Source organism: Kitasatospora sp. NPDC058492 (genome assembly GCF_042720685.1).
GTDB lineage: Bacteria > Actinomycetota > Actinomycetes > Streptomycetales > Streptomycetaceae > Kitasatospora.
In genome coordinates this window covers 280,873-298,748 of the sequence record NZ_JBHXMU010000001.1, presented here as the reverse complement: position 1 = coordinate 298,748, position 17,876 = coordinate 280,873, and the positions used below count along the sequence as shown (strand labels likewise).

The 17,876-nt window shown below is 72.5% G+C and carries 16 protein-coding genes and 1 pseudogene; 5 read left to right on the top strand and 12 right to left on the bottom strand.

Features of this window, described 5'->3' with window-relative positions; genetic code table 11:
- Window positions 1-5 precede the first annotated feature (5 nt).
- Window positions 6-332, top strand: coding sequence for a nuclear transport factor 2 family protein (locus ACFWPI_RS01230; protein ID WP_380369424.1), 327 nt, complete (start codon window positions 6-8; stop codon window positions 330-332).
- An 80-nt stretch (window positions 333-412) separates the two neighbouring features.
- Here ACFWPI_RS01230 and ACFWPI_RS01225 read toward each other — a convergent pair whose 3' ends face one another.
- A complete protein-coding gene (locus tag ACFWPI_RS01225; protein WP_380369421.1) occupies window positions 413-1,084 on the bottom strand; it encodes a hypothetical protein in 672 nt (223 codons plus the stop codon).
- Between the two features lie 270 nt (window positions 1,085-1,354).
- Window positions 1,355-2,164: a hypothetical protein gene (locus ACFWPI_RS01220; RefSeq protein WP_380369419.1), complete on the bottom strand. Its 810-nt coding sequence runs from the start codon at window positions 2,162-2,164 to the stop codon at window positions 1,355-1,357.
- A gap of 471 nt (window positions 2,165-2,635) precedes the next feature.
- Here ACFWPI_RS01220 and ACFWPI_RS01215 point away from each other — a divergent pair, with 471 nt between their 5' ends.
- Entirely contained in the window at window positions 2,636-3,061 is a 426-nt protein-coding gene (locus ACFWPI_RS01215) for a hypothetical protein (RefSeq protein WP_380369416.1), read from the top strand.
- 172 nt (window positions 3,062-3,233) lie between these two features.
- Here the strand turns inward: ACFWPI_RS01215 and ACFWPI_RS01210 are convergent, their stop codons facing one another.
- The 6 genes from ACFWPI_RS01210 to ACFWPI_RS01185 form a co-directional block, all read right to left on the bottom strand.
- The gene (locus ACFWPI_RS01210) at window positions 3,234-4,424 is read right to left on the bottom strand and encodes a cytochrome P450 (RefSeq protein WP_380369413.1); all 1,191 of its coding nucleotides are present in this window, start codon (window positions 4,422-4,424) and stop codon (window positions 3,234-3,236) included.
- A 63-nt stretch (window positions 4,425-4,487) separates the two neighbouring features.
- Window positions 4,488-6,218, bottom strand: coding sequence for a DUF2332 family protein (locus tag ACFWPI_RS01205; protein WP_380369410.1), 1,731 nt, complete (start codon window positions 6,216-6,218; stop codon window positions 4,488-4,490).
- 109 nt (window positions 6,219-6,327) lie between these two features.
- Complete coding sequence (locus ACFWPI_RS01200; protein WP_380369407.1) at window positions 6,328-6,474, bottom strand: hypothetical protein; 147 nt, start codon at window positions 6,472-6,474, stop codon at window positions 6,328-6,330.
- Between the two features lie 124 nt (window positions 6,475-6,598).
- Window positions 6,599-8,038 carry a cytochrome P450 gene (locus ACFWPI_RS01195; protein WP_380369403.1) on the bottom strand — a complete coding sequence of 480 codons (1,440 nt, stop codon included), beginning with the start codon at window positions 8,036-8,038 and terminating at the stop codon, window positions 6,599-6,601.
- Window positions 8,038-9,033 (bottom strand): hypothetical protein, encoded by a 996-nt coding sequence (locus tag ACFWPI_RS01190; RefSeq protein ID WP_380369400.1) that lies wholly within the window; start codon window positions 9,031-9,033, stop codon window positions 8,038-8,040. Before ACFWPI_RS01190 ends, ACFWPI_RS01195 begins: the two co-directional genes overlap by 1 nt.
- 302 nt (window positions 9,034-9,335) lie before the next feature.
- Window positions 9,336-9,971 carry a TetR/AcrR family transcriptional regulator gene (locus ACFWPI_RS01185; RefSeq protein WP_380369397.1) on the bottom strand — a complete coding sequence of 212 codons (636 nt, stop codon included), beginning with the start codon at window positions 9,969-9,971 and terminating at the stop codon, window positions 9,336-9,338.
- Between the two features lie 147 nt (window positions 9,972-10,118).
- On the opposite strand from ACFWPI_RS01185, the gene ACFWPI_RS01180 reads away from it, so the two are divergent.
- Both ACFWPI_RS01180 and ACFWPI_RS01175 read left to right on the top strand, forming a co-directional pair.
- On the top strand, window positions 10,119-10,877 hold the full coding sequence (locus tag ACFWPI_RS01180) for an SDR family NAD(P)-dependent oxidoreductase (RefSeq protein ID WP_380369394.1): 759 nt from the start codon (window positions 10,119-10,121) through the stop codon (window positions 10,875-10,877).
- Between the two features lie 31 nt (window positions 10,878-10,908).
- Window positions 10,909-11,059: pseudogene (locus tag ACFWPI_RS01175) on the top strand (IS5/IS1182 family transposase); the annotation flags it as partial.
- Window positions 11,060-11,067: 8 nt separating this feature from the next.
- Here ACFWPI_RS01175 and ACFWPI_RS01170 read toward each other — a convergent pair.
- The 3 genes from ACFWPI_RS01170 to ACFWPI_RS01160 are packed head-to-tail and all read right to left on the bottom strand — an operon-like array spanning window position 11,068 to window position 14,839.
- Window positions 11,068-11,598 carry a (2Fe-2S)-binding protein gene (locus ACFWPI_RS01170; RefSeq protein ID WP_380369391.1) on the bottom strand — a complete coding sequence of 177 codons (531 nt, stop codon included), beginning with the start codon at window positions 11,596-11,598 and terminating at the stop codon, window positions 11,068-11,070.
- Window positions 11,595-12,527: an FAD binding domain-containing protein gene (locus ACFWPI_RS01165; RefSeq protein WP_380369388.1), complete on the bottom strand. Its 933-nt coding sequence runs from the start codon at window positions 12,525-12,527 to the stop codon at window positions 11,595-11,597. Before ACFWPI_RS01165 ends, ACFWPI_RS01170 begins: the two co-directional genes overlap by 4 nt.
- Entirely contained in the window at window positions 12,524-14,839 is a 2,316-nt protein-coding gene (locus ACFWPI_RS01160; protein WP_380369385.1) for a xanthine dehydrogenase family protein molybdopterin-binding subunit, read from the bottom strand. Before ACFWPI_RS01160 ends, ACFWPI_RS01165 begins: the two co-directional genes overlap by 4 nt.
- A 395-nt stretch (window positions 14,840-15,234) precedes the next feature.
- Between ACFWPI_RS01160 and ACFWPI_RS01155 the strand changes: the two genes are divergently transcribed.
- Entirely contained in the window at window positions 15,235-15,900 is a 666-nt protein-coding gene (locus tag ACFWPI_RS01155) for a maleylpyruvate isomerase family mycothiol-dependent enzyme (RefSeq protein WP_380369382.1), read from the top strand.
- A gap of 154 nt (window positions 15,901-16,054) precedes the next feature.
- Here the strand turns inward: ACFWPI_RS01155 and ACFWPI_RS01150 are convergent, their stop codons facing one another.
- Window positions 16,055-17,848, bottom strand: coding sequence for a zinc-ribbon domain-containing protein (locus ACFWPI_RS01150; RefSeq protein WP_380369379.1), 1,794 nt, complete (start codon window positions 17,846-17,848; stop codon window positions 16,055-16,057).
- Window positions 17,849-17,876: the final 28 nt, after the last annotated feature.

Genomic DNA, 17,876 nt, shown 5'->3' with positions numbered 1-17,876 from the left:
ACCACATGACCGAACCGCGCGACGTGGTCGAGCAGCAGCTCGCCGCCTACAACAGCCACGACATCGACGCCTTCGTCGCCACCTACGCCGAGGACATCACGATCCACCGGGCCGACGGCACCCGACTCCATGGCCGGCAGGCTCTGCGCGACAGGTACGCCGGACAGTTCGCCAAGGGCCGCTGCCGGGCGGAGATCGTGGGGCGGCTCAGCGAAGGCGACTGGGTGGTCGACCACGAAGTCGCCCACGGCCTGGCCGACGAGCCGGTCCGCGTCCTGGTGGCCTACCGGGTGCGCGAAGGCCTCATCGACCGCGTCGACTTCCTGAGCTGAACCAGCGCAACAGCGCAGGCCCGTACGGCGGCCGTCGCCGCCGTCGTACGGCCGGCCCGCGCCCCTCCGGTGAACGGCCGTCAGAGACCGGGGACGGCGTCCTTCGCAACGGTGTGCCAGTTGGTGACGATCGGCTTGTCGACCGGCGTGGTGCCGACGGCGATGCTGGCCGGGTTGGGGTCGGCGTTGCCGATGCCCACGATGACGTCGGTGAACTGGATTGCCTGGTTGGTGTTGGTGGTCTTCGTCATGATGCCCGCGTACGCGACCTTGGCGCCACTCAGGGTGATCGGTTCACCGGTGGCCTGCTCGGCGTTGGCGGCCTCGATGCCGCGCGAGCCGAACGCGATGGTGGGGTGGGTCGCGGGGAGCGTGCAGGTGATGCCCGGCTTGGCCTTGGCCGTGATCAGGAGGTAGCCGCCGGCCTGGGATTCGGACTTCGCGCTGAGTGCGAGGTCGTTGGCGCCGCAGGCCTGACCGTAGCCGGTCTTGTCGGCGGCAGGGGCGGAGGCCGCGTCGGGCGACTTCGGCGTGGAGGACGACTTCGGTGTGGAGGGCGCCGTGGGCGCGGCGGCGGCCTTCGTCGGCGAAGCCCCGGTGGGTGCGGTCGCGGCCCCGGTGGTCGCGGCGGCGGTGGCCGCGGGGCTGGCGGCGGTGGAGCCCGTGTCGCTGTTGTCCGGCCCGCAGGCCGTCGCGGTGGCGGCGAGCGCCGCGACGGCGGCGGCGGTGAGGGCGAGGCGGCGCGTGCGCATGAGGTCTCCCGATGTCGTTCGACCGGTGAGGTTCACCGGGTGTGATCACCGTAGGCGAGGGTCGTTCACAGGCAGGTGCGGGAAGTATCCCGATCCTGTCCCAGAAACCGATGGGCCTTGTCCGCCGGACAGTTGACGGCTCACCCGCGCAGGGCCCGTGCCATTTCCTCGCCCCGGCCCACCGGTTCGACCTCTCCTGGCAGTTCACCGGCCAGCCCTACGACGGCCACACCTACCAGGTCCGCGTACGAGCCGCCGCGGGCCGCCGCCTCAGACGCCGTCCTTGTGGCCGTTCGCGACGAGCAGTTGCTCCATGCTCCTGTGGGCGGGGGCGGCCTCGGTGTTGCTGTCGTCGTGGAACATCCTGAGGTACTGGACGAGGGCGCTCACGCACGTGTCCCGCCCGTCGTACTCCGCGTTGTCGACGAGTCGGCAGTCCTTCGAGATCTCCCTCATCTGCCCGCCGGGAGCGGTGTACACGGGGTGCCAGATCAGTTTCACGTCCGGGTTCAGCCGCTGGACCAGCCGTAGTTCCGGGACTTCCAGCCTGATCAGGATGCTCTCCGGAGCGTAGGCCCGTACGAAGATGTGCACGGGGCCGGTCGCGCGGGACACGAAGGCCTTGGACAGCACGCTCCACATCGGCCCCGTCAGCTTCCAGTCCGGGTGCAGCTCCAGGACGTTGAGCACGCCGCCGATCCGGGTCCGCCCCAGCGGCGTGTGGCCCTTCCGGTACGCGTAGTCGCTGGTCTCGATGCCGCCCGCCCACAGGGCCATGGTGGGCGTCTCGATCTCCAGGTGCTCGGCGATGAGCTTGACGAACTCCTGGTACCAGGAGTTAGAAGCCCGCAGCTCGCGCTGCTCCTGGCGGTCCTTCGTCTTCGCCACGGCCTCGTCGTTCAGCGCGCCCTGCGAGTCGACCCCGCCGAGCAGCAGCTGCCAGGCGGCGTCGGCCTGGGGCTGCGGAATGCCCGCGGCCTTCGTCAGGTCCTGGTACGGCCCCCACTCGGGGTGCTCGGCGGGCCTCGTGGCGTAGTGCTCGTCCAGGCCGCCCTTCTGGCGCTGCACCTGGCGTGTCACCGCGGCGTTCCCCACCTGCCGCTGAAGCGCGGCCAGGCCCGTGAGGCGTGCCCCGTGCCCGGCGGCGGCCGGCGCCGTCGTCTGCCGCTCCGCGGCTCTCCGTGTCTCGCGCACGCCCTCCCCACCCTTCCGGCCGCCCCCCGCCGAGTCTACGGGCGGCGGGGTGGCGGGGCGAGGGCCGAAAGGGCAGACCCGGGGCCACGCCGGACCGGCGCGAGGTCGGCTCGACCCGCGCGGAACAGGGCGGGTTCACCCGGGAGTTGATCGTCCCCGGTTCCCGCGAGGGCCTGGCCGCTGTCCACCCCGGACGCGACCCGTCCGACGATCCGCCTCCACTGTCGCGTCCCGACCACGTCAGGCCGCGTCGTAACCCGGCCGGGGCGGCGGCTGGCCCCGACAATCGGTGGGGCACACCCGGGCGCCTGTGCAAGGCGCGGTCCCCCATGTGGGGAGTTCCAAAGGAGGCTGTTCATGAGCAGGACGAAGAGGACCGGGACGACGACGCGGGGCGGCCGGGCCGCCGTGATCGGTGCGCTGGGCCTGGCCTCGGTGGCCCTGGCCGCCGGACCGGCGTTCGCCAAGGGCGACGTGGAGATCACGGCTCCGCACACGGCGCGGGTCGGCACGACCTTCACGGTCACGGGGCGCGGGGACGACGACGGTGCCGCCTACCTCCAGGTGTGCCTGGAGGGCCGCAGCAGCGGTTCGACGTGGGAGCGGATGACCTGCGGCGCCGTGGTCGAGACGGGCACCGAGGCGGAGGCCGTCGCGCACGTCAAGGCAGCACACAGCGGCGCCCTGGAGTACCGCGCGGCGCTGTTCGGCCTGACCGGCCCGGACGACCAGCACCCCGTTCGCGAACGGACCTCCGAGCCGGTGACGGTGGAGGTCCGCTGAGACCGGCGGCGCGGCCGCTGACGGCCGGCGGCCGGGCGACACCTGGGCCGCACCTGGACCAAGACCGCCCAACTGCCCTGCCCCGGCGCGGAAGCGGCCGAGGCGAAGTGCGGCCGCCGCATGGGGAATCGGTCTGGACACAGGCGAACAGCACGGGTTGGCGGGCGGCCGGTCAGTTCCGGAAGGAAACGGGGAGGTTGGCGTAGCCCCGGAAGGTGAGGCGGTCGCGGCGCACTGCCGGGCCGGCGCGCCGCATGGCGGGCAGGTGCTCCAGCAGCAACGGGAGTGCCAGTCGCGCCTCCGTACGGGCCAGCGCCGAGCCGAGGCGGTAGTGTGCGCCGGCGCCGAAGGAGAGCGACGGCTGGGCGTCCCGGAACGGGTCGAACCGGTCCGGGGCGGTGAAGTGCGCCGGATCGTGGTTTCCCGCCCCGAGGAGCAGCAGGATGTGGCTGCCCTTCTCGATGCTGCCGATGCCGTCGATCTCGATCGGCTCGGGTGCCCACCGGCTGGTGAGTTGCAGGGGCGCGTCGAAGCGTGACACCTCTTCGACGTACCGGTCGGTCAGGCCCGGGTCCGTGCGCAGCCGCGCGGCGAGGTCGGGGTGGTCCAGGAGGGCTCCCAGGCCGTTGCCGAGGAGGTTGGCGGAGGTCTCGAATCCCGCCAGCAGCAGGAACACCAGGTTCACGACGAGTTCGCGGGTGGACAGTTCGCTGCCGTCGCGGTCGTGCGCCAGTACCAGTGCGGTGATCAGGTCCTCGCCGGGTTCGGCACGTCGGAGCCGGGTCAGCTCGGTGACGTACGCTTCCAGTTCGAGGGCCGCGCGGTCGGCCGCGGTGGCAGGGCCGGCGGGACGCAACGGCTCCAGGACGGCGGTCGTCTCCTGGGCGCGCTCGCGCAACCACTGGTGTTCGCCGTCCGGGACACCGAGCAGTGTGCCGATGATCCGGATCGTCAGCGGGTAGGCGAACTCGGCCATGAGGTCCACGGCCTCGCCGTCGCGGCCGATCCGGGCCAGGTGGTCGGCGAGGGCGGTCGCCCGTGCGGTGACGACTTCCTCCAGTCGGTCGGTCCCGCGGGGTGAGAAGGCGTCTGCGGCGAGCCGTCGGACGCGGGCGTGGTCGGACCCGTTGGCCTTCATCATGGAGTCCGCGATCAGGCGTGCGGCGGCACCGTCCGGCCAGCCCCGGACTTCCAGTCGCGGGTCCCGCAGCAGTGCGTTGACGGCGTCGTACCCGGTCGCCGCGTAGAACCCCGGTCGCAGGCGCACCACTGGCCCGTGGGACCGGAGGGCGGCGTACGCGGGATAGGGGTTCTGGCGGCCGGTGGGTGACGCCAGGTACTGGAATGCCTCGCCGGGCAGCATGCCGGGATTCCTCACGTAGGGATCGGGTTTCTGGGTCGAGCGAGTGCCGTGAACGCCCTGGGCTCAGGAGTACTGGATCAGCTGGAGCCGTGGCGGCATCGTCCAGTCGTGGGGTTCGAAGGCGATGCGGGTGAGCGGCGCGGTGGCGGCGGCATCGGTCATGATCCCTTCCAGGGCGTCCTGTTGGCCTGGTTCGAGGAACCCCCAGAACAGGCTGTGCCAGACCACCGTGCGCACCGACGGATCGGCCGGCGTCGCCAGCTCGCGCCGCAGCCACCCGACCGCATCCGCCTGTTCCACCCGGACCGGGGTGCGGGCGGCGAGGTCGAGCGCGTCGTCGAGGGCGGCTCGCAGGAAGGTGTGCTCGAAGGGCAGGTAGCTCCGTACGGTCTGCACGTCGGCCGGATCGGCGGGGTCGCGGGGACGCAGGTCGCAGCCCGCGCGCGCCACGATCCGGATGCTTCCGGGGTTCGGACCGTGGGCGGGCAGCCGGACCGTTGAGGCGGGGTCGCCCCACTCCCAGCCGGGCCCGAACCACCGGTAGCGGTCGATCAGCAGGTTGAGTCCGGCGCAGGCGCCGAGTTCGAGCAGTCGGATCCGCGGGGCCCGCACCAGTGCGAGCCCGTGCAGCAGTGTCGCGGCCCGGACGGGCTCGTGCTGCTGCACCGGGTTGTCGAGCGCGGTGGCGATCTCGGCGGGGTGGTCGGCGATCGCCGTGACGAAGAGGTTCCACGACCGGTCGGTGCCGCGCGGTTCGATTCCGTCCGCCGCACTCGACTCGGCCAGGTGCGCGGTCAGTCGGGGAAGCCGCCCGGCGGTCAGCAGGCCCTGGACCCCGGCCATGGCGCGGATGGTGAACAGGGGCGCGCCGGCCTGTGGGTGCCGTCCGATCAGGCGGGTCACCGGCCCGCCGTGCTCGACGTCGTCGGCGAGCCTGGCGAGCAGCCCCGATGCGAAGGGAGCGGCCCGCAGCTCCCCGCGGGCGCCCGGATCGGTGCCGGCCCGGGCCCGCAGGTCCAGCAGGTGCTCCCGGTGCGCGGGGGCGGCGACTGCGAGTGCGTGGGCCAGCAGGAGGGTGCGAGTGCCGTTGGCCAGATCCTCGAACTCCTGCGCCGCGCTGGGAGCTCCGTCGTTGCCGAGCTGTCGCAGGACGCCGAAGAGTTCGCCGAAGGTCCGCCAGGACCGCAGCGTTTCGGGCCGGTCCGTGGCGAGCCTGGCTGCCATCACCGCGTCGCGGCCGTAGGCGGCGCCGCTCTTGCCCCGGTAGCAGGCCATGACGGACCGCCACGTCACGGGGTCGTCCGCCGGCTCGGCGATGTCGGCCAACTGGCCCTCCAGTGCGTCCAGTGCGGTGCGGACCAGTTCCTGCTCCCAGGAGAGGCGGATGTCCGGGGCTGCCGAGTACCGGTCGGCCACCCGGTGGGGCAGTGTGCTCCCGCAGGCCACGGCTGCCAGGGTGGTGCGGGCCAGTTCGGACCTGCCCCGGGGTGCGGCCGGGCCCTGGCCGTCGGCGAGGTCGTCGAGGGCTTCGGCCCCCGCCCACCACAGCCGGGAGACCGCACACACCGCGGCCGCCGGCCGGGGCTCGCCGGTGATCGTCCCGAGGACGGCCATGCCCAGGAGGCGGAAGGGGCTTCGGCCGCCGCCGTCCGCCGCCAGCAGGCCGGTGACCGCGTCCGCCAGGTTCGGGTGGTCACGGCGCAGGTCCTCCAGCACCATGGCGATCTCCGTGCCCACGGCCGCGAACCAGTCGGGGGGAACCGTCAGCGGATCGGCGGTCTCGGTGGGATTCATCGGTGTGTCCTTGTGGTCGGGCCCGCCGGCGCTCCGGAGGCCGTTGCGGCACGGGGGAGGGCCCGCACTCGCCCGAGGGGGCGCCGGGCGAGTGCGGGCGGGGCACCGATCAGCAGTAGGTGTAGAACCCGCCACCCATCACGGCGGCGATCCGCTGGTCCGCGCAGGACGACGGCGTGCTCGGCTCCGCGGGCTGCTCACCCTCCAGCAGGCGCTCCGCCGCCCCGATCACGGCGGAGGTGTCTTCGTCAAGCATGTTCTGGGACAATGCAGTTCTCCTATTCGGGAAGTGGGCCGCTGGCCCGCCGCTTGCTGCGGGTTGCACCAGGGTCCGGGACTGGCTGTGACACTACGGAGGCGGGAGCCGGAACGGTTGTACGTCAGTGCACGGGAAATGTCCTAGGAGAGAAGTGGAACTGACGATCTGTCAGTATCGGTGCTTCGCTGATGCACCCCGGCTCGATGCCCTCCCGGCGACGTTCTCGTGCTCCCGTGCCGCGCGGGCGGATGGTGGCGGCGGTGGCGCTCTCCCGGAGGGGGGTGGCGGTGGCGGGCCTGAGTCGCAGGCGGGCGAGGACGGCTGCGGCGACGACGAGCATCTCGGCCCAGGCGAAGGACTCGCCGACGCACTTGTGGTGGCCCGCGCCGAAGGGGATGAACAGTCTGGGTGGGGCGTGGCCCGCAGGACGGCGCCAGCGGTCGGGATCGAATCGCAAGGGGTCGGGGTGGAGCCGCGGGGAGCGGTGCAGCGCGGTCGGGCTGAAGAGGACCTCCGCCCCCGGGGGCAGGAGGACACCGCCGTACCGGAGCGGTGCCACTGCCCGGCGCATCAGGATCCAGTTGGGGGTGTGGAGGCGGAGGGTCTCGCTGAGCGCGTGCCCCGTGCGCTCCAGACGCGGTAGGTCGCCAGGGGACACGGCGCCGTCGGTGGCGACGGCGCGCACCTCCTCGCTCAGCTCGTCCTGCAGGTCCTGGTGCCGGGCGAGTTCGTGGAAGAACCAGGCGAGTGTGGTGCCGGTCGTCTCGGTGCCGGCCAGGAGCAGCGAGACCGCTTCGTCCCGGACCTGGGCCGGTGCCATGGCGAGGCCGGTCTCCTTGTCGCGGGTGGTCAGCAGCAGGGACAGCAGCGTGTCGTCCGGGCCCTGGTGCGGGGCGGCGGCCTGGGCGATGATCTCGTCCACGACGGTGCGCAGCTCCCTGACCGCTGTGTCGAAGCGCCGGTTGGCCGGTACGGGCAGCTTTTCCAGCAGCGGTGACGGGTAGAGCGCCCGCTGGACGAATCCGGTGAGGACCACGGGCACGGCCCGGTCGATCCGGGCCTTCTGGGCGCCGCTCAGGCGGGTGGCGAACAGTGCCTCGACCACGACGTCCCGGGCGAGTCGGTGCATCCGAGGCTCGATCGGCGCCGGCCGCCCGGGCTCCCAGCGGGTCACCGCCGCCGCTGCCAGTCGGGCGGTCAGTGCGGCGTACCGGTGGATGCTGTCGCGGTGGAAGGCCGGTTGGACCAGGCGTCGCTGGCGGAGGTGGAACGCGCCCTCGGAGGTGAACAGGCCGTTGCCCAGCAGGCCGCGGGCCTTGTCGAAGACGAAGCCCTTCTCGGTCTTCGCGGCGTCCCGAACGAGCAGCCGGTGGACCAGCTCGGGATCGGTGAGGACGTGAACCGGTCTGCGCCACAGGTGGATCCGCACCACCGGTCCGTGGTCGGCCAGCGACTGGAGGAAGGGCATGGGGCGGGTCAGCAGCGGGAGCAGGTGCCCGAGCAGGGGCAGGTGGCCCGGCGCGCACGGTGCGGTGCCGGGCGGGGTGTCCTCCTCGCGCATCAGTGCCCCGCCGCGGGGGCCGGCACGTCGAACCGGGAGGTGTGGCGGGACCAGTCGATGTGTCCGCGCAGCCACAGCCCGAGGCTGCGGGCGTAGGTCGAGGCCGCGTCGCTGCCGTCCGTGTGGATGGTTCGGCTCAGCTCGATGAACGCGCGCATCTCGGTGTCACGCATGGCGACGGCGGACCGTCGGGCTTCGACCGGAGAGCAGTGGTGGTGGCGGGCGAGGACCTCGACCAGGTTGTGGCGGCCCTGGCCGCCCGCGGTCTCCTTGGCGTGGGAGTACAGGTCGTTGTCCCAGCTCACCAGGTTCGCCGTGAGGTCCCTGAGCCTGCGCAGCGAAGGCCCGTCCGCCTCCGCGGCCGGGACTTCGTAGCCGGCGGCGATGTCGACCAGGGCGAGGCAGGTGTACGTCGCCCCGGCGTGCCTGCGCATGGCGGCGTACTCGGACGGGCCCGGTACGGTGCCCGCCTCGCGGTTGGCGGCCTCCCACACCTGGGCGGAGAGGTAGTCGCGGACCGTGCACTCCCACCGGAACAGCTGTGACGGCGAGGCGTGTGCGGCGACCCGGTCCCGGATCTCCCGCAGGGCCGCCGCGTAGGCGCCGGCCGGTCCGGGCATCTCGTCGCCGGGCGGCTCGGGGTCGACCACCCGGGCGAGGAGAGCGGTCGTTCGGGCCAACGGCCCTGGGCGGTCTCCGCGTTCGCGGTCCTCGCAGTACCCGTCGTCGAAGGCGAAGAGCCAGACGTACCAGTCGGACAGCAGGCGCAGCATCTCGGCGGAGACCTCGGGGTTGGTCCGTGCGGCCAGGTGGCCGCTGCGCTGGCGCCCGATCCGGTCGGACTGCCGGAGCCGACCGTCCAGCAGCCGGTGGCACGCCAGCCAGGCCAGGCTCTGCCGGTCGGCCTGTTCGGCGTGGGGGTTCGTCAGGGAGGGGAAGGGGCACCACAAGGCGTCCGGGGTGCTGTGTGGTTGCCCGTCGCGGAGATCGGTCATCGTTGCGCCGGCCTTCGTCTGGTGTGGGGTCGCAGCCGGCCTCCGTGCCCCGCGACGATCGCGTGGGGTCGCCCGGCCTGCCTGGGAGGCCGAAACTAGCCCGGCGCGGGGCAGGGGGATGGACTGCGCGCGCATCCGTCGTTGCCTCCCGGCGCACGGCTGGCCGTCCCGCCTCCTCAACAGCGGTGATGCGCTGACCGCTTGAGTTCGCCATCGTTTGCCGACGGCGACGGTCCGCACGATCACGGCTCCGCGGGCCCCTCCAGCACTGGGGCGGCGGCGTACGAATTCCAGCCCTTGGATCAGGCTGGTCGATCGGAGGCGTACCGGGCGAGCGTGGTCTCTACGGCCTGCTCGACGGCGTAGCGGATGTCAGAGGCTGCGGGGTTCCAGTCGGTCAGCAGCATGCGGGGCCACAGGACGTAGTTGGCGATCATCCCGAGGAACTGGTTGGCGGCGCTCTCGGCGTCCGGGACGTCGGCGTTGCCGGCCTCGTGCTCCGACTCCAGGTAGTGCTGGACCGAGGTGAAGTAGGGCAGCTTGCCGAGTTGGAACTGCATCTGCCCCAGTTCGGGGAAGCGGGGCAGCTCGGCGATGACGATGCGGAACAGGGCTGTCATACCGGGCCGGCCGATCAGGTCGGCGTAGCGGTGGCCGATGGAGGTCAGGCCGGAGCGCAGGTCTCCGGCCTGAGGGCGCGCGACAGTGTCCGCGGTGTCACGCTGCCAGGACTCGGTGACGATGGCCTCGAAGAGGGCTGCCTTGGTGGGGAACTGCTTGAACAGGGTGGACTTCGAGACGGCCGCCCCTTCGGCGATGCGGGCGAGGGAGGTTCCGTCGTAGCCGCGGTTGAGGAAGAGGTTCGTGGCTGCGGAGATGATCGCCTCACGCTTCTGCTGGGCGAGACGGCGGTGGTGTGCGGAGAGCTCTGCTGCCATGCGTGCAGTATGCCCCAAATCCGAGGCGAGTCACTTGACTCGCCTCTTTTGCTGTGCCTACGCTGCAATGGAAAGGCGAGTCAACCGACTCGCATCTGATGGCGGTGCCCGATGCCTCTCGGGTGCCGTGCGATGAGGGAGCAGCTGATGACAGCCGACAGGATCGCTTTGGTGACCGGTGCGAACCGTGGCCTGGGCCGGAGTACGGCTCTTGCCCTGGCGGCGCGCGGGGTGCGGGTCGTGGTCACCCATCGCGGCGATGCGGACGGGGCCGAGGAGACGGCGCAGCGAGTGCACGCCGCGGGTGGGACTGCCGCCGTCGTGCGTCTCGACATCAGCGACGTCTCCTCCTTCGGAGCCTTCACTTCCGAGCTGAGCGGACTGCTTGAGCGCTGGGGGGCCTCGCGGCTCGATATCGTGGTCAACAACGCGGGGGTTGGTGTCTTCGGCCCGCTGGAAGCTGTCACGGCCGACGACTTCGACACGGTGTTCGGCACGAACGTGCGGGGCACGTTCTTCCTCATCCAGTCGCTTGTGCCGCTGCTGGCGCAGGGCGCCCACGTCATCAACGTCTCGTCGTCGTTGACTCGCCACACCAGTCCCGCGACGTCGGTCTACTCCGCTTCGAAGGCCGCCGTCGAGGCGCTGAGCCGCGCTCTGGCCGCAGAACTCGGCCCCCGAGGCATCCGGGTCAACTCCATTGCCCCGGGGCCGACCGCCACCGACTTCAACGGCGGTGCCATGCGGGATGACGTCGGTATGCGCCAGGTTCTGGCCGGGCAGACCGCGCTCGGCCGTGTCGGCGAACCCGAGGAGATCGGCGACGCCATCGCCACGCTGGCCTCCGAGGGCCTGCGCTGGGTGACCGCCGAGCGCATCGAGGTCTCCGGCGGCGCCCTCCTCTGACCGGCCGGGCGAGCCTGTCCCGGGCCGCAGGCAACGCCTCGGCCGACACCGCTGGGTGATCAACCGCCTGGCTCGGCGGCTTCCGCCGGCTCCACCGCCGCTACGAACGCAAGGCCGACCACTTCGCCGCCTTCGCCGGCACCGCCGCAGCCCCCATCTGCACCCGCCGACTCTCCACATGAGATGTCTTCTACGGGTGGTGGTGAGCGGACGGTCGCTGCGGCGGATCCCGCAGGTCGTCCGGGCGCGGCGCGTTCTGCTCGCGGGCGGCCCGCAGGATCGCGCGGCGGATGGGTTCGTAGCCGGTGCACCGGCAGAGGTTGGAGCCGACCAGGGCGTCGACCTTCTCGGGGGAGTCCGTGAGGCCGGGGTCGGCCGCCAAGGCGCCGGCGGCGACCATGAGGAACCCCGGGGTGCAGAAGCCGCACTGCAGGGCGTGTTCGGCGGAGAACGCGCGCTGAAGGGGGTGGGGCTCGCCGCCCGGCCCGGCGAGGCCCTCGACGGTGCCCACCGAACTCCCGTCGCACTGCACGGCGAACACGAGGCAGGAGCGGACCGCCTCGCCGTCCACCAGCACCGTGCACGCCCCGCAGACGCCGTGCTCGCAGCCCAGGTGGGTGCCGGTCAACCGGCAGTCCTCCCGCAGCACGTCGGCGAGGATGCGGCGGGGTTCCACGTCGAGGCGGTGCGTTTCGCCGTTGACGGTCAGGGTGATCCTCATGCGCGGTCTCCGTCCGGCCCGGTGCGGCGGGATCGCAGGTCCCGTGCCGCCTGGTGCAGCGTCCTGGCGACCAGCACCGCGACGGCGTGCCGCTTGTACTCGGTGTCGGCGTACGGCTCCGGCACGGGGGCGGCGTCCTGCTGCGCCGCGATCCCGCCGGCCCGGACGAACGGGTGCCCGTCGGGCAGCCGGTGTCCGCCGACGGGTGCCCAGGCCTCGGCGCCGATCAGCGCCTGTTCGGCGGCGCGGGCCCGCAGCGGCCGGTCGGCGCAGTTGGCCAGCCCGATCCGGGCCTCGGAGACCACCCCGTCCCGCACCGTCAGGGCGGCGGCGACCGCGACCTGGGCGAAGCAGAAGTGTGTACGGCGGTGCTCGGTGAAACCGACCCCGGTGTCGCCGTCGAGCAGCGGGAAGGCCACCGAGGTCAGCAGCTCGTCCGGTCGGCGAGCGGTCAGGTGCGGCCCCTGGAAGTAGTCCCGGGCCGCGACCGTGCGCGTGCCCCGCGGGCCGGACAGCTCGACGTCGGCGTCCAGGGCGGCGCCCACGGCGCACCACTCGGAGGCGGGGTGCGCCCAGGCGAAGCTGCCCGCCATCGTGCCGCGCGAGCGGATGGGAGGGTGGGCGATGTGGACCGCCGCGCGGGCGAACAGCGCACCGAGCGGGCCGGGGACGGCCCGTGCCGATTCGAACGCGCGGTGTCGTACCAGGGCGCCGACCCGCAGGGTGCCGCCGTCCGGGTCGACCCGGTCGAGTCCCGGGACGCGGTTGATGTCGACCACCAGCCCGGGGCGCACGCGGTGCAGGCGCATGTCGAGGATCAGGCTCTGCCCGCCGGCGAGCACCTGGGCCGTCCCGTCCGCGGAGCCGAGCGCCTCGACGGCCTCGGCCACCGTGCGCGGTACGGCGTAGTCGAAGGCGGCCGGCTTCACCGAGCCGCCTCCACAAGCTTCGGGGCACGGGCCGCCCGCCAGACCACGTCCGGGGTGAGCGGCATCTGCAACAGGTCGGGGTCGGCGATCCGCAGCGCGTCGACCACGGCGTTGACGACCGCGGCCGGAGTGCCGATGCAGCCCGACTCGCCCGCCCCCTTGGCGCCCAGCGGCGTACCCGGGCCCGGGGTGCAGGTGTCCCTGACCTCGATGGCCGGCACTTCGGTGAAGGTCGGCAGCAGGTAGTCCAGCAGCCCGGAGGCCAACAGCGGTACGCCGTCGTCCCGGTGGGGGATCCCCTCGTACAGGGCCTGGCCGATGCCCTGCACCGCCGACCCGAAGGCCTGCCCGCGCACGATCACCGGGTCGAGCTGCACGCCGCAGTCGTCCACGGCCACCACCCGCAGCAGCCGTACGGTGCCCAGCTCGGGATCGACCTCGGCCACCGCCGCGTGGGCGCCGAAGGGGAAGGCCATGCCCGCCTCGAACCGGTCGTCCACCCGCAGCGGCCCGGTCGCCCGCACCAGCTCGGCCAGTTCGATCGCCGGCGAGCCGCCACGGACGAGGCGCGCGGCGCCGTCGGACCAGTCCACGGCCTCGGTGGGAACGCTCCACAGCCGCGCGGCCCGCTCGCGTGCCTCGTCGAGCAGCAACTGCGCGGCGTGCCGCAGCATCGCGCCGGCCACCTGGGCGGAGCGGCTGCCGAAGGAGCCCATTCCCTCGGGCTGCTCGTCGGTGTCCCCCTCGACCAGCCGGACCCGGCCCGGGTCCACGCCCAGGGCTTCGGCCACCAGCGCGGGGAAGACCGTCTCGTGCCCCTGGCCGGCGGGGGCCGCGCCGCACCGGACGACGACCGTGCCGTCCGCTGCGGCCTCGACGCCGCCGAACTCGTGGAGCCCGCCCGGCTCCCCGCCGGAGCGTTCCACGTAGCAGGACAGGCCGATGCCCAGCGGCAGGGCGTCAGGGTCCGTTCGGCGCCGGGCCTGCTCGGCCCGCCACCCGGGGTAGTCCAGGGTCTCCAGTGCCAGGTCCAGCGCGGCGGCGTAGTTCCCGCTGTCGTAGCACCGGCCGGTGGGCGTCCGGTACGGGAAGTGGTGCGGCGGGATGAAGTTGCGCCGCCTCAATTCGGCTGGGTCGATGGCGAGTTCACGAGCCATCTGGTCCATGGCCCGCTCCAGCGCGATCGCCGCCTCCGGTCGGCCGGCACCGCGGTACGGGTACGTCACCATGGTGTTGGTCAGCACCGAGCGGACGGTCGCGTGCACCTGCGGGGTCGCGTACGGGCCGGTGGCCATCAAGGCGGTCTGCATCGGCAGCCCGGCACCGAGCTGAGGGTAGGCGCCCACCTCGGCTTCAATCTCCAACTCGTAGGCGAGCAGCCGTCCTTCGGCGTCGGCGGCGAGCCGCACCCGCTGGTCCTGCCCCCGGCCCCGGGAGGCGGCCGTCATCGACTCCAGCCGGTCCTCGATCCACCGCACCGGCCGGCCCAGCCGCACCGCCAGGTGGGCGACCACGACGAACTCCGGCCACGCCGCGCTCTTCGACCCGAACGCCCCGCCGGTGTCCGGGACCACCACCCGCACCCGGTCGACCGGCCACCCCAGCAGCGCCGCCAGTTCGCGCCGCAGCCGGTGCGGCATCTGGTGCCCTGACCACACCGTCAGCCGGTCCCCTTCGGGTACGGCGAGGATTGTTCGGCACTCCATCGGGGACGGCAGCAGGAGCTGCTGGCGGTAGCGGCCCTCCACCACCACCGCGGCCCGCCGCCACACCGAATCGTCGATCGGCCGCCCGGCCTCCCCGCGGAAGACGGTGTTGCTCAGACCGTCGAACAACCGGACCGAGTCCGTCGCCGCCGCGCCCGCGGTGACTGCTGCGGGCAGCGGGTCGACCCGGACGGACACCGCCGCCGCCCCGTCCTCGGCCCGGTAACGGTCCTCGCCCAGCACCACCGCCACCGCCTCGCCCACGTACCGCACCCGGTCCCTCGCCAGCGCCGGCCACTCCCGGCCTGCCACGGCCTCCTCCGTGGACAGTCCGGCCAACAACGTGTACGGCACCGCCGGAAGCCCCCGAAAGCCGGAGGCCGCCGTCCCGGGCGGGCCCGGCTCCGACAGATCCGCGCCGGACCAGGCCCCCACCACTCCCGGCACCTCCCGGGCGGCAGCGCAGTCCACCCCGCGCAGCACACCGTGGGCCACGCCGCTGCGCACGAACGCCGCGTCCAGGCACCCGGGCACCTCGATGTCGGCGACGAAGCGGCCCCGACCGGTGAGCAGCCGTTCGTCCTCGCGCCTGGTCCACTGCTCCACGACTGCACCTCCGTGACTCGTACCGCTCACAGGGGAGTTGGCCGCCGCGGCACGGTGTGCGGGCGCCAACAGCCGTACCCGCGCGGGCGCACGTGGGGAGCCCCACCGTACGGGCCGTCCACCATGGTGCGCGGGCAACACGCGGACCGGCCCTTACCCGCTTCTCGTCGACGGGAACCCCACGGCCCTGTCCACAGGCGCGTTCGGTTCCGGGGCCGCGCCACGGCGGGCAACTCCGAGGGCCGACGGGGCGAAGTCGCCACCCCCGGATTCAAAGCCCTGCGCCTTGTACAGCGGTGATGGGCGGATGCGCAGTGGCTTCAGGCGTGCGAAGCTGCGCTTCGCCGGTGCCCGGTTCGGCGCCCGTCCGACTAGCGCACAGGAGCAGTGCCCGCATGCCACCGTCGACACCGAACGACAGTCCTCGACCCGTGACGGGCACCTGGGAGCAGGTCCACGCCGAACGGGCAGCCTTGGCCGCTGACCTGGCAGGACTGGACGAGGGGCAGTGGGCGACCCGGTCCCTCTGCGACCGGTTCACTGTCCGCGAGGTGCTCGCGCACATGACCGCCGGGGCGAGCCTCGGCCCGGCACGGTGGATGGCGGGTGTGATCCGCTGTCGCTTCGACTTCGACCGGCAGGTTGCCCTGCGGCTGGCCGAGCAGATGGGCGCCGCTCCGGCCGAGACGCTCGCGCGGTTCCGCCAGGTGATCACCAGCACGACCAAGCCGCCCCTGCCGAGAGTGGCGATGCTCGGGGAGACCGTCGTGCACGCGGAGGACATCCGCCGACCGCTCGGTATCGAGCGCGACTACCCGGTTGACGTGCTGACCGCCCTGGCCGTCTACTACCAGGGCTCCGACCTGCCCGTCCTCTCCAAGAAGCGTGCCGCCGGCCTGCGGCTGGCGGCCACCGACGGCCTCTTCGTCGCCGGTGACGGCCCACGGGTGTCCGGCACCACCCTGGCCCTGGTCATGGCGATGGCCGGCCGCGCGTCCTACTGCGACCAGCTCGACGGCGAAGGGGTCGTCGTCCTGCGCGAGCGCCAGGCGACGGCCTGACCGACGTCCCGGCCGAAGCCCGATCGTGTCGACAACAATCGCAAAAGGCGGTGGCCAGGCCGAGCAGCGACGAGACCGCCACCATCACCGCCGAACCGTGCCGAACGACACCGCGACCGGAGCGAGTTCCGGTGCGAATCATTGGCAGTTGCCTTCAGTGTTCGGACGTCCAGCGTTTCACCCGCTCGATCACACCATCCGGGTCGGAAACGGTCGAGTGGACGGTGAACTCGGCGTACCCGGGATCGTCGATCGGCAGAGCGGGCAACGGATGCTCGCGCAGCCGCGCGACGAGGTACCCCGCGGCCAGCAGGTCACGGGACTTCTCCTCATCGACATCGGCCTTGTCCGCGTGCCAGTAGGACCCGTCGTACTCCACGGCGAGCTTCCGGCCGCCGGCGAGTTCGACCGTGATGTCGACGTGCCAGACGCTGCGCCGGACGAACGCGACATGGCGTACGGCCTGACCGGACGATGCTTTGCCGAATGCGCGTTCGGCGGCCGCGTGGTGGTCGAGCTCGATCCGGGACTTGCCGTGTTCCCTGCACTCGGGGCACCCGCTGCCGGCCGCGCGGGAGGCCAGGGGTGTCTGCCACACGTGCGCGGGGTCGGCGGTGCAGACCCATGTCGGGACGAAGGCCGTCTGACCGCTGGGGCGCACGTGCCAGGCCGAGAGGGGGTTCACGGGCGACCACTCGGCGGCGAGTTCCGGGAAGTGGAACGCGAGTGAGTCGAGGATCGTGCGGCATTCGGGGCAGCGCAGGCGCTGCCCCTTGTCCCGCTGTTCCGGTGTGTCCTGCCACTGATGGCCGCAGTTGGGGTCCTGCCACCACACGGTCCGGCGGGACCGGGGGGAGAGCTTGGCCAGGCTGATGCGACCGTTGCGGGTCGGGTGCCACTGGGAAGCGATCTCCGGACCGATCCTGAACGGGGCGGGTTCGACAGCGACGGCTTCCAGCCGGGCGGTGCGGGTCTCCTGGCTCCGGCAGGAGGGGCAGCCTGAGTGCAGGTAGGTGTACGGGGATATTCGCGGGTGGTGTCCCTGCGGACAGCGGAACCGTCGCAGCGGCCCGAGCCCGGCAACGGTGACGGTACGGGGGTCCTCGTCGTCGGCCCACGCCGAGAGGAGTTCGGGTACGTCGGCGACGGGCGTCACCTCGTAGCGCTCGTACTCCGCCTGCCACTGGGCGTGGTGCTTCGGTTCACACGTCGGGCACTGTACCCGGTGGATCATGTCGTGGACCCGGGCGGTGAACCGCAGGTCGCAGCCGGGGCAGCGCCAGGCCGCTTCTCGGCGGGCCGTGACGGTGACGGTCTCCCACTGCGCGAGGTCGTTCGTCTCGTGGTCCCACCAGTCGAGGACCGGCAGCCCGGAGTCCTTGAGCAGGGCCCGCTGTTTCTGCCCGGGCGGGTTGGGGGTCTGTCGTGCGCGGCTCGGGTTGGTCTGGCACCGGCAACCGAATGCGATGTCCCCCAGCCGTTCGGCGGCGAGGCGGCCGCAGTACTTGCACCGGACGTGGTGGGGGTCGTCGGAGTAGGACGGGTCGGTCAGCGCTGCCAGGTGGTCGTAGCCGTGCTTCTCCGCGTGTTCCCTCGCCTCCGCCACGGAAACCGGCGTCAGGTCCGCGTACGCGCCGTGGCGCCGTCGTTCGTCCTGCGCCCACTGGCGCCAGTAGCACGCCCGGCAGGTCGCCTCGCCCTCCGCGTTCTTGGCGAGGGTGTACTCGAAGCGGTAGTGAGCCTCGCAGTCACACGTCAGGCACCGGGTCAGGCGCCATGCCGTCGGCTTGGCGAACGGCTCCAGCGGCTCCAGTCCACCGGCGCGGAGGATGCCTGTGATGTGATCGTCGCACCAGGCATCGCGCGAACGTGTCCGGTACGCGGACGGCTGAGAACAGCCGGCATCCGCACACAGCTGGACCTGTTTCTGGGGCGATATGGGGCTCACCTGCGGATTCTCCCATGCCGCCAATCGG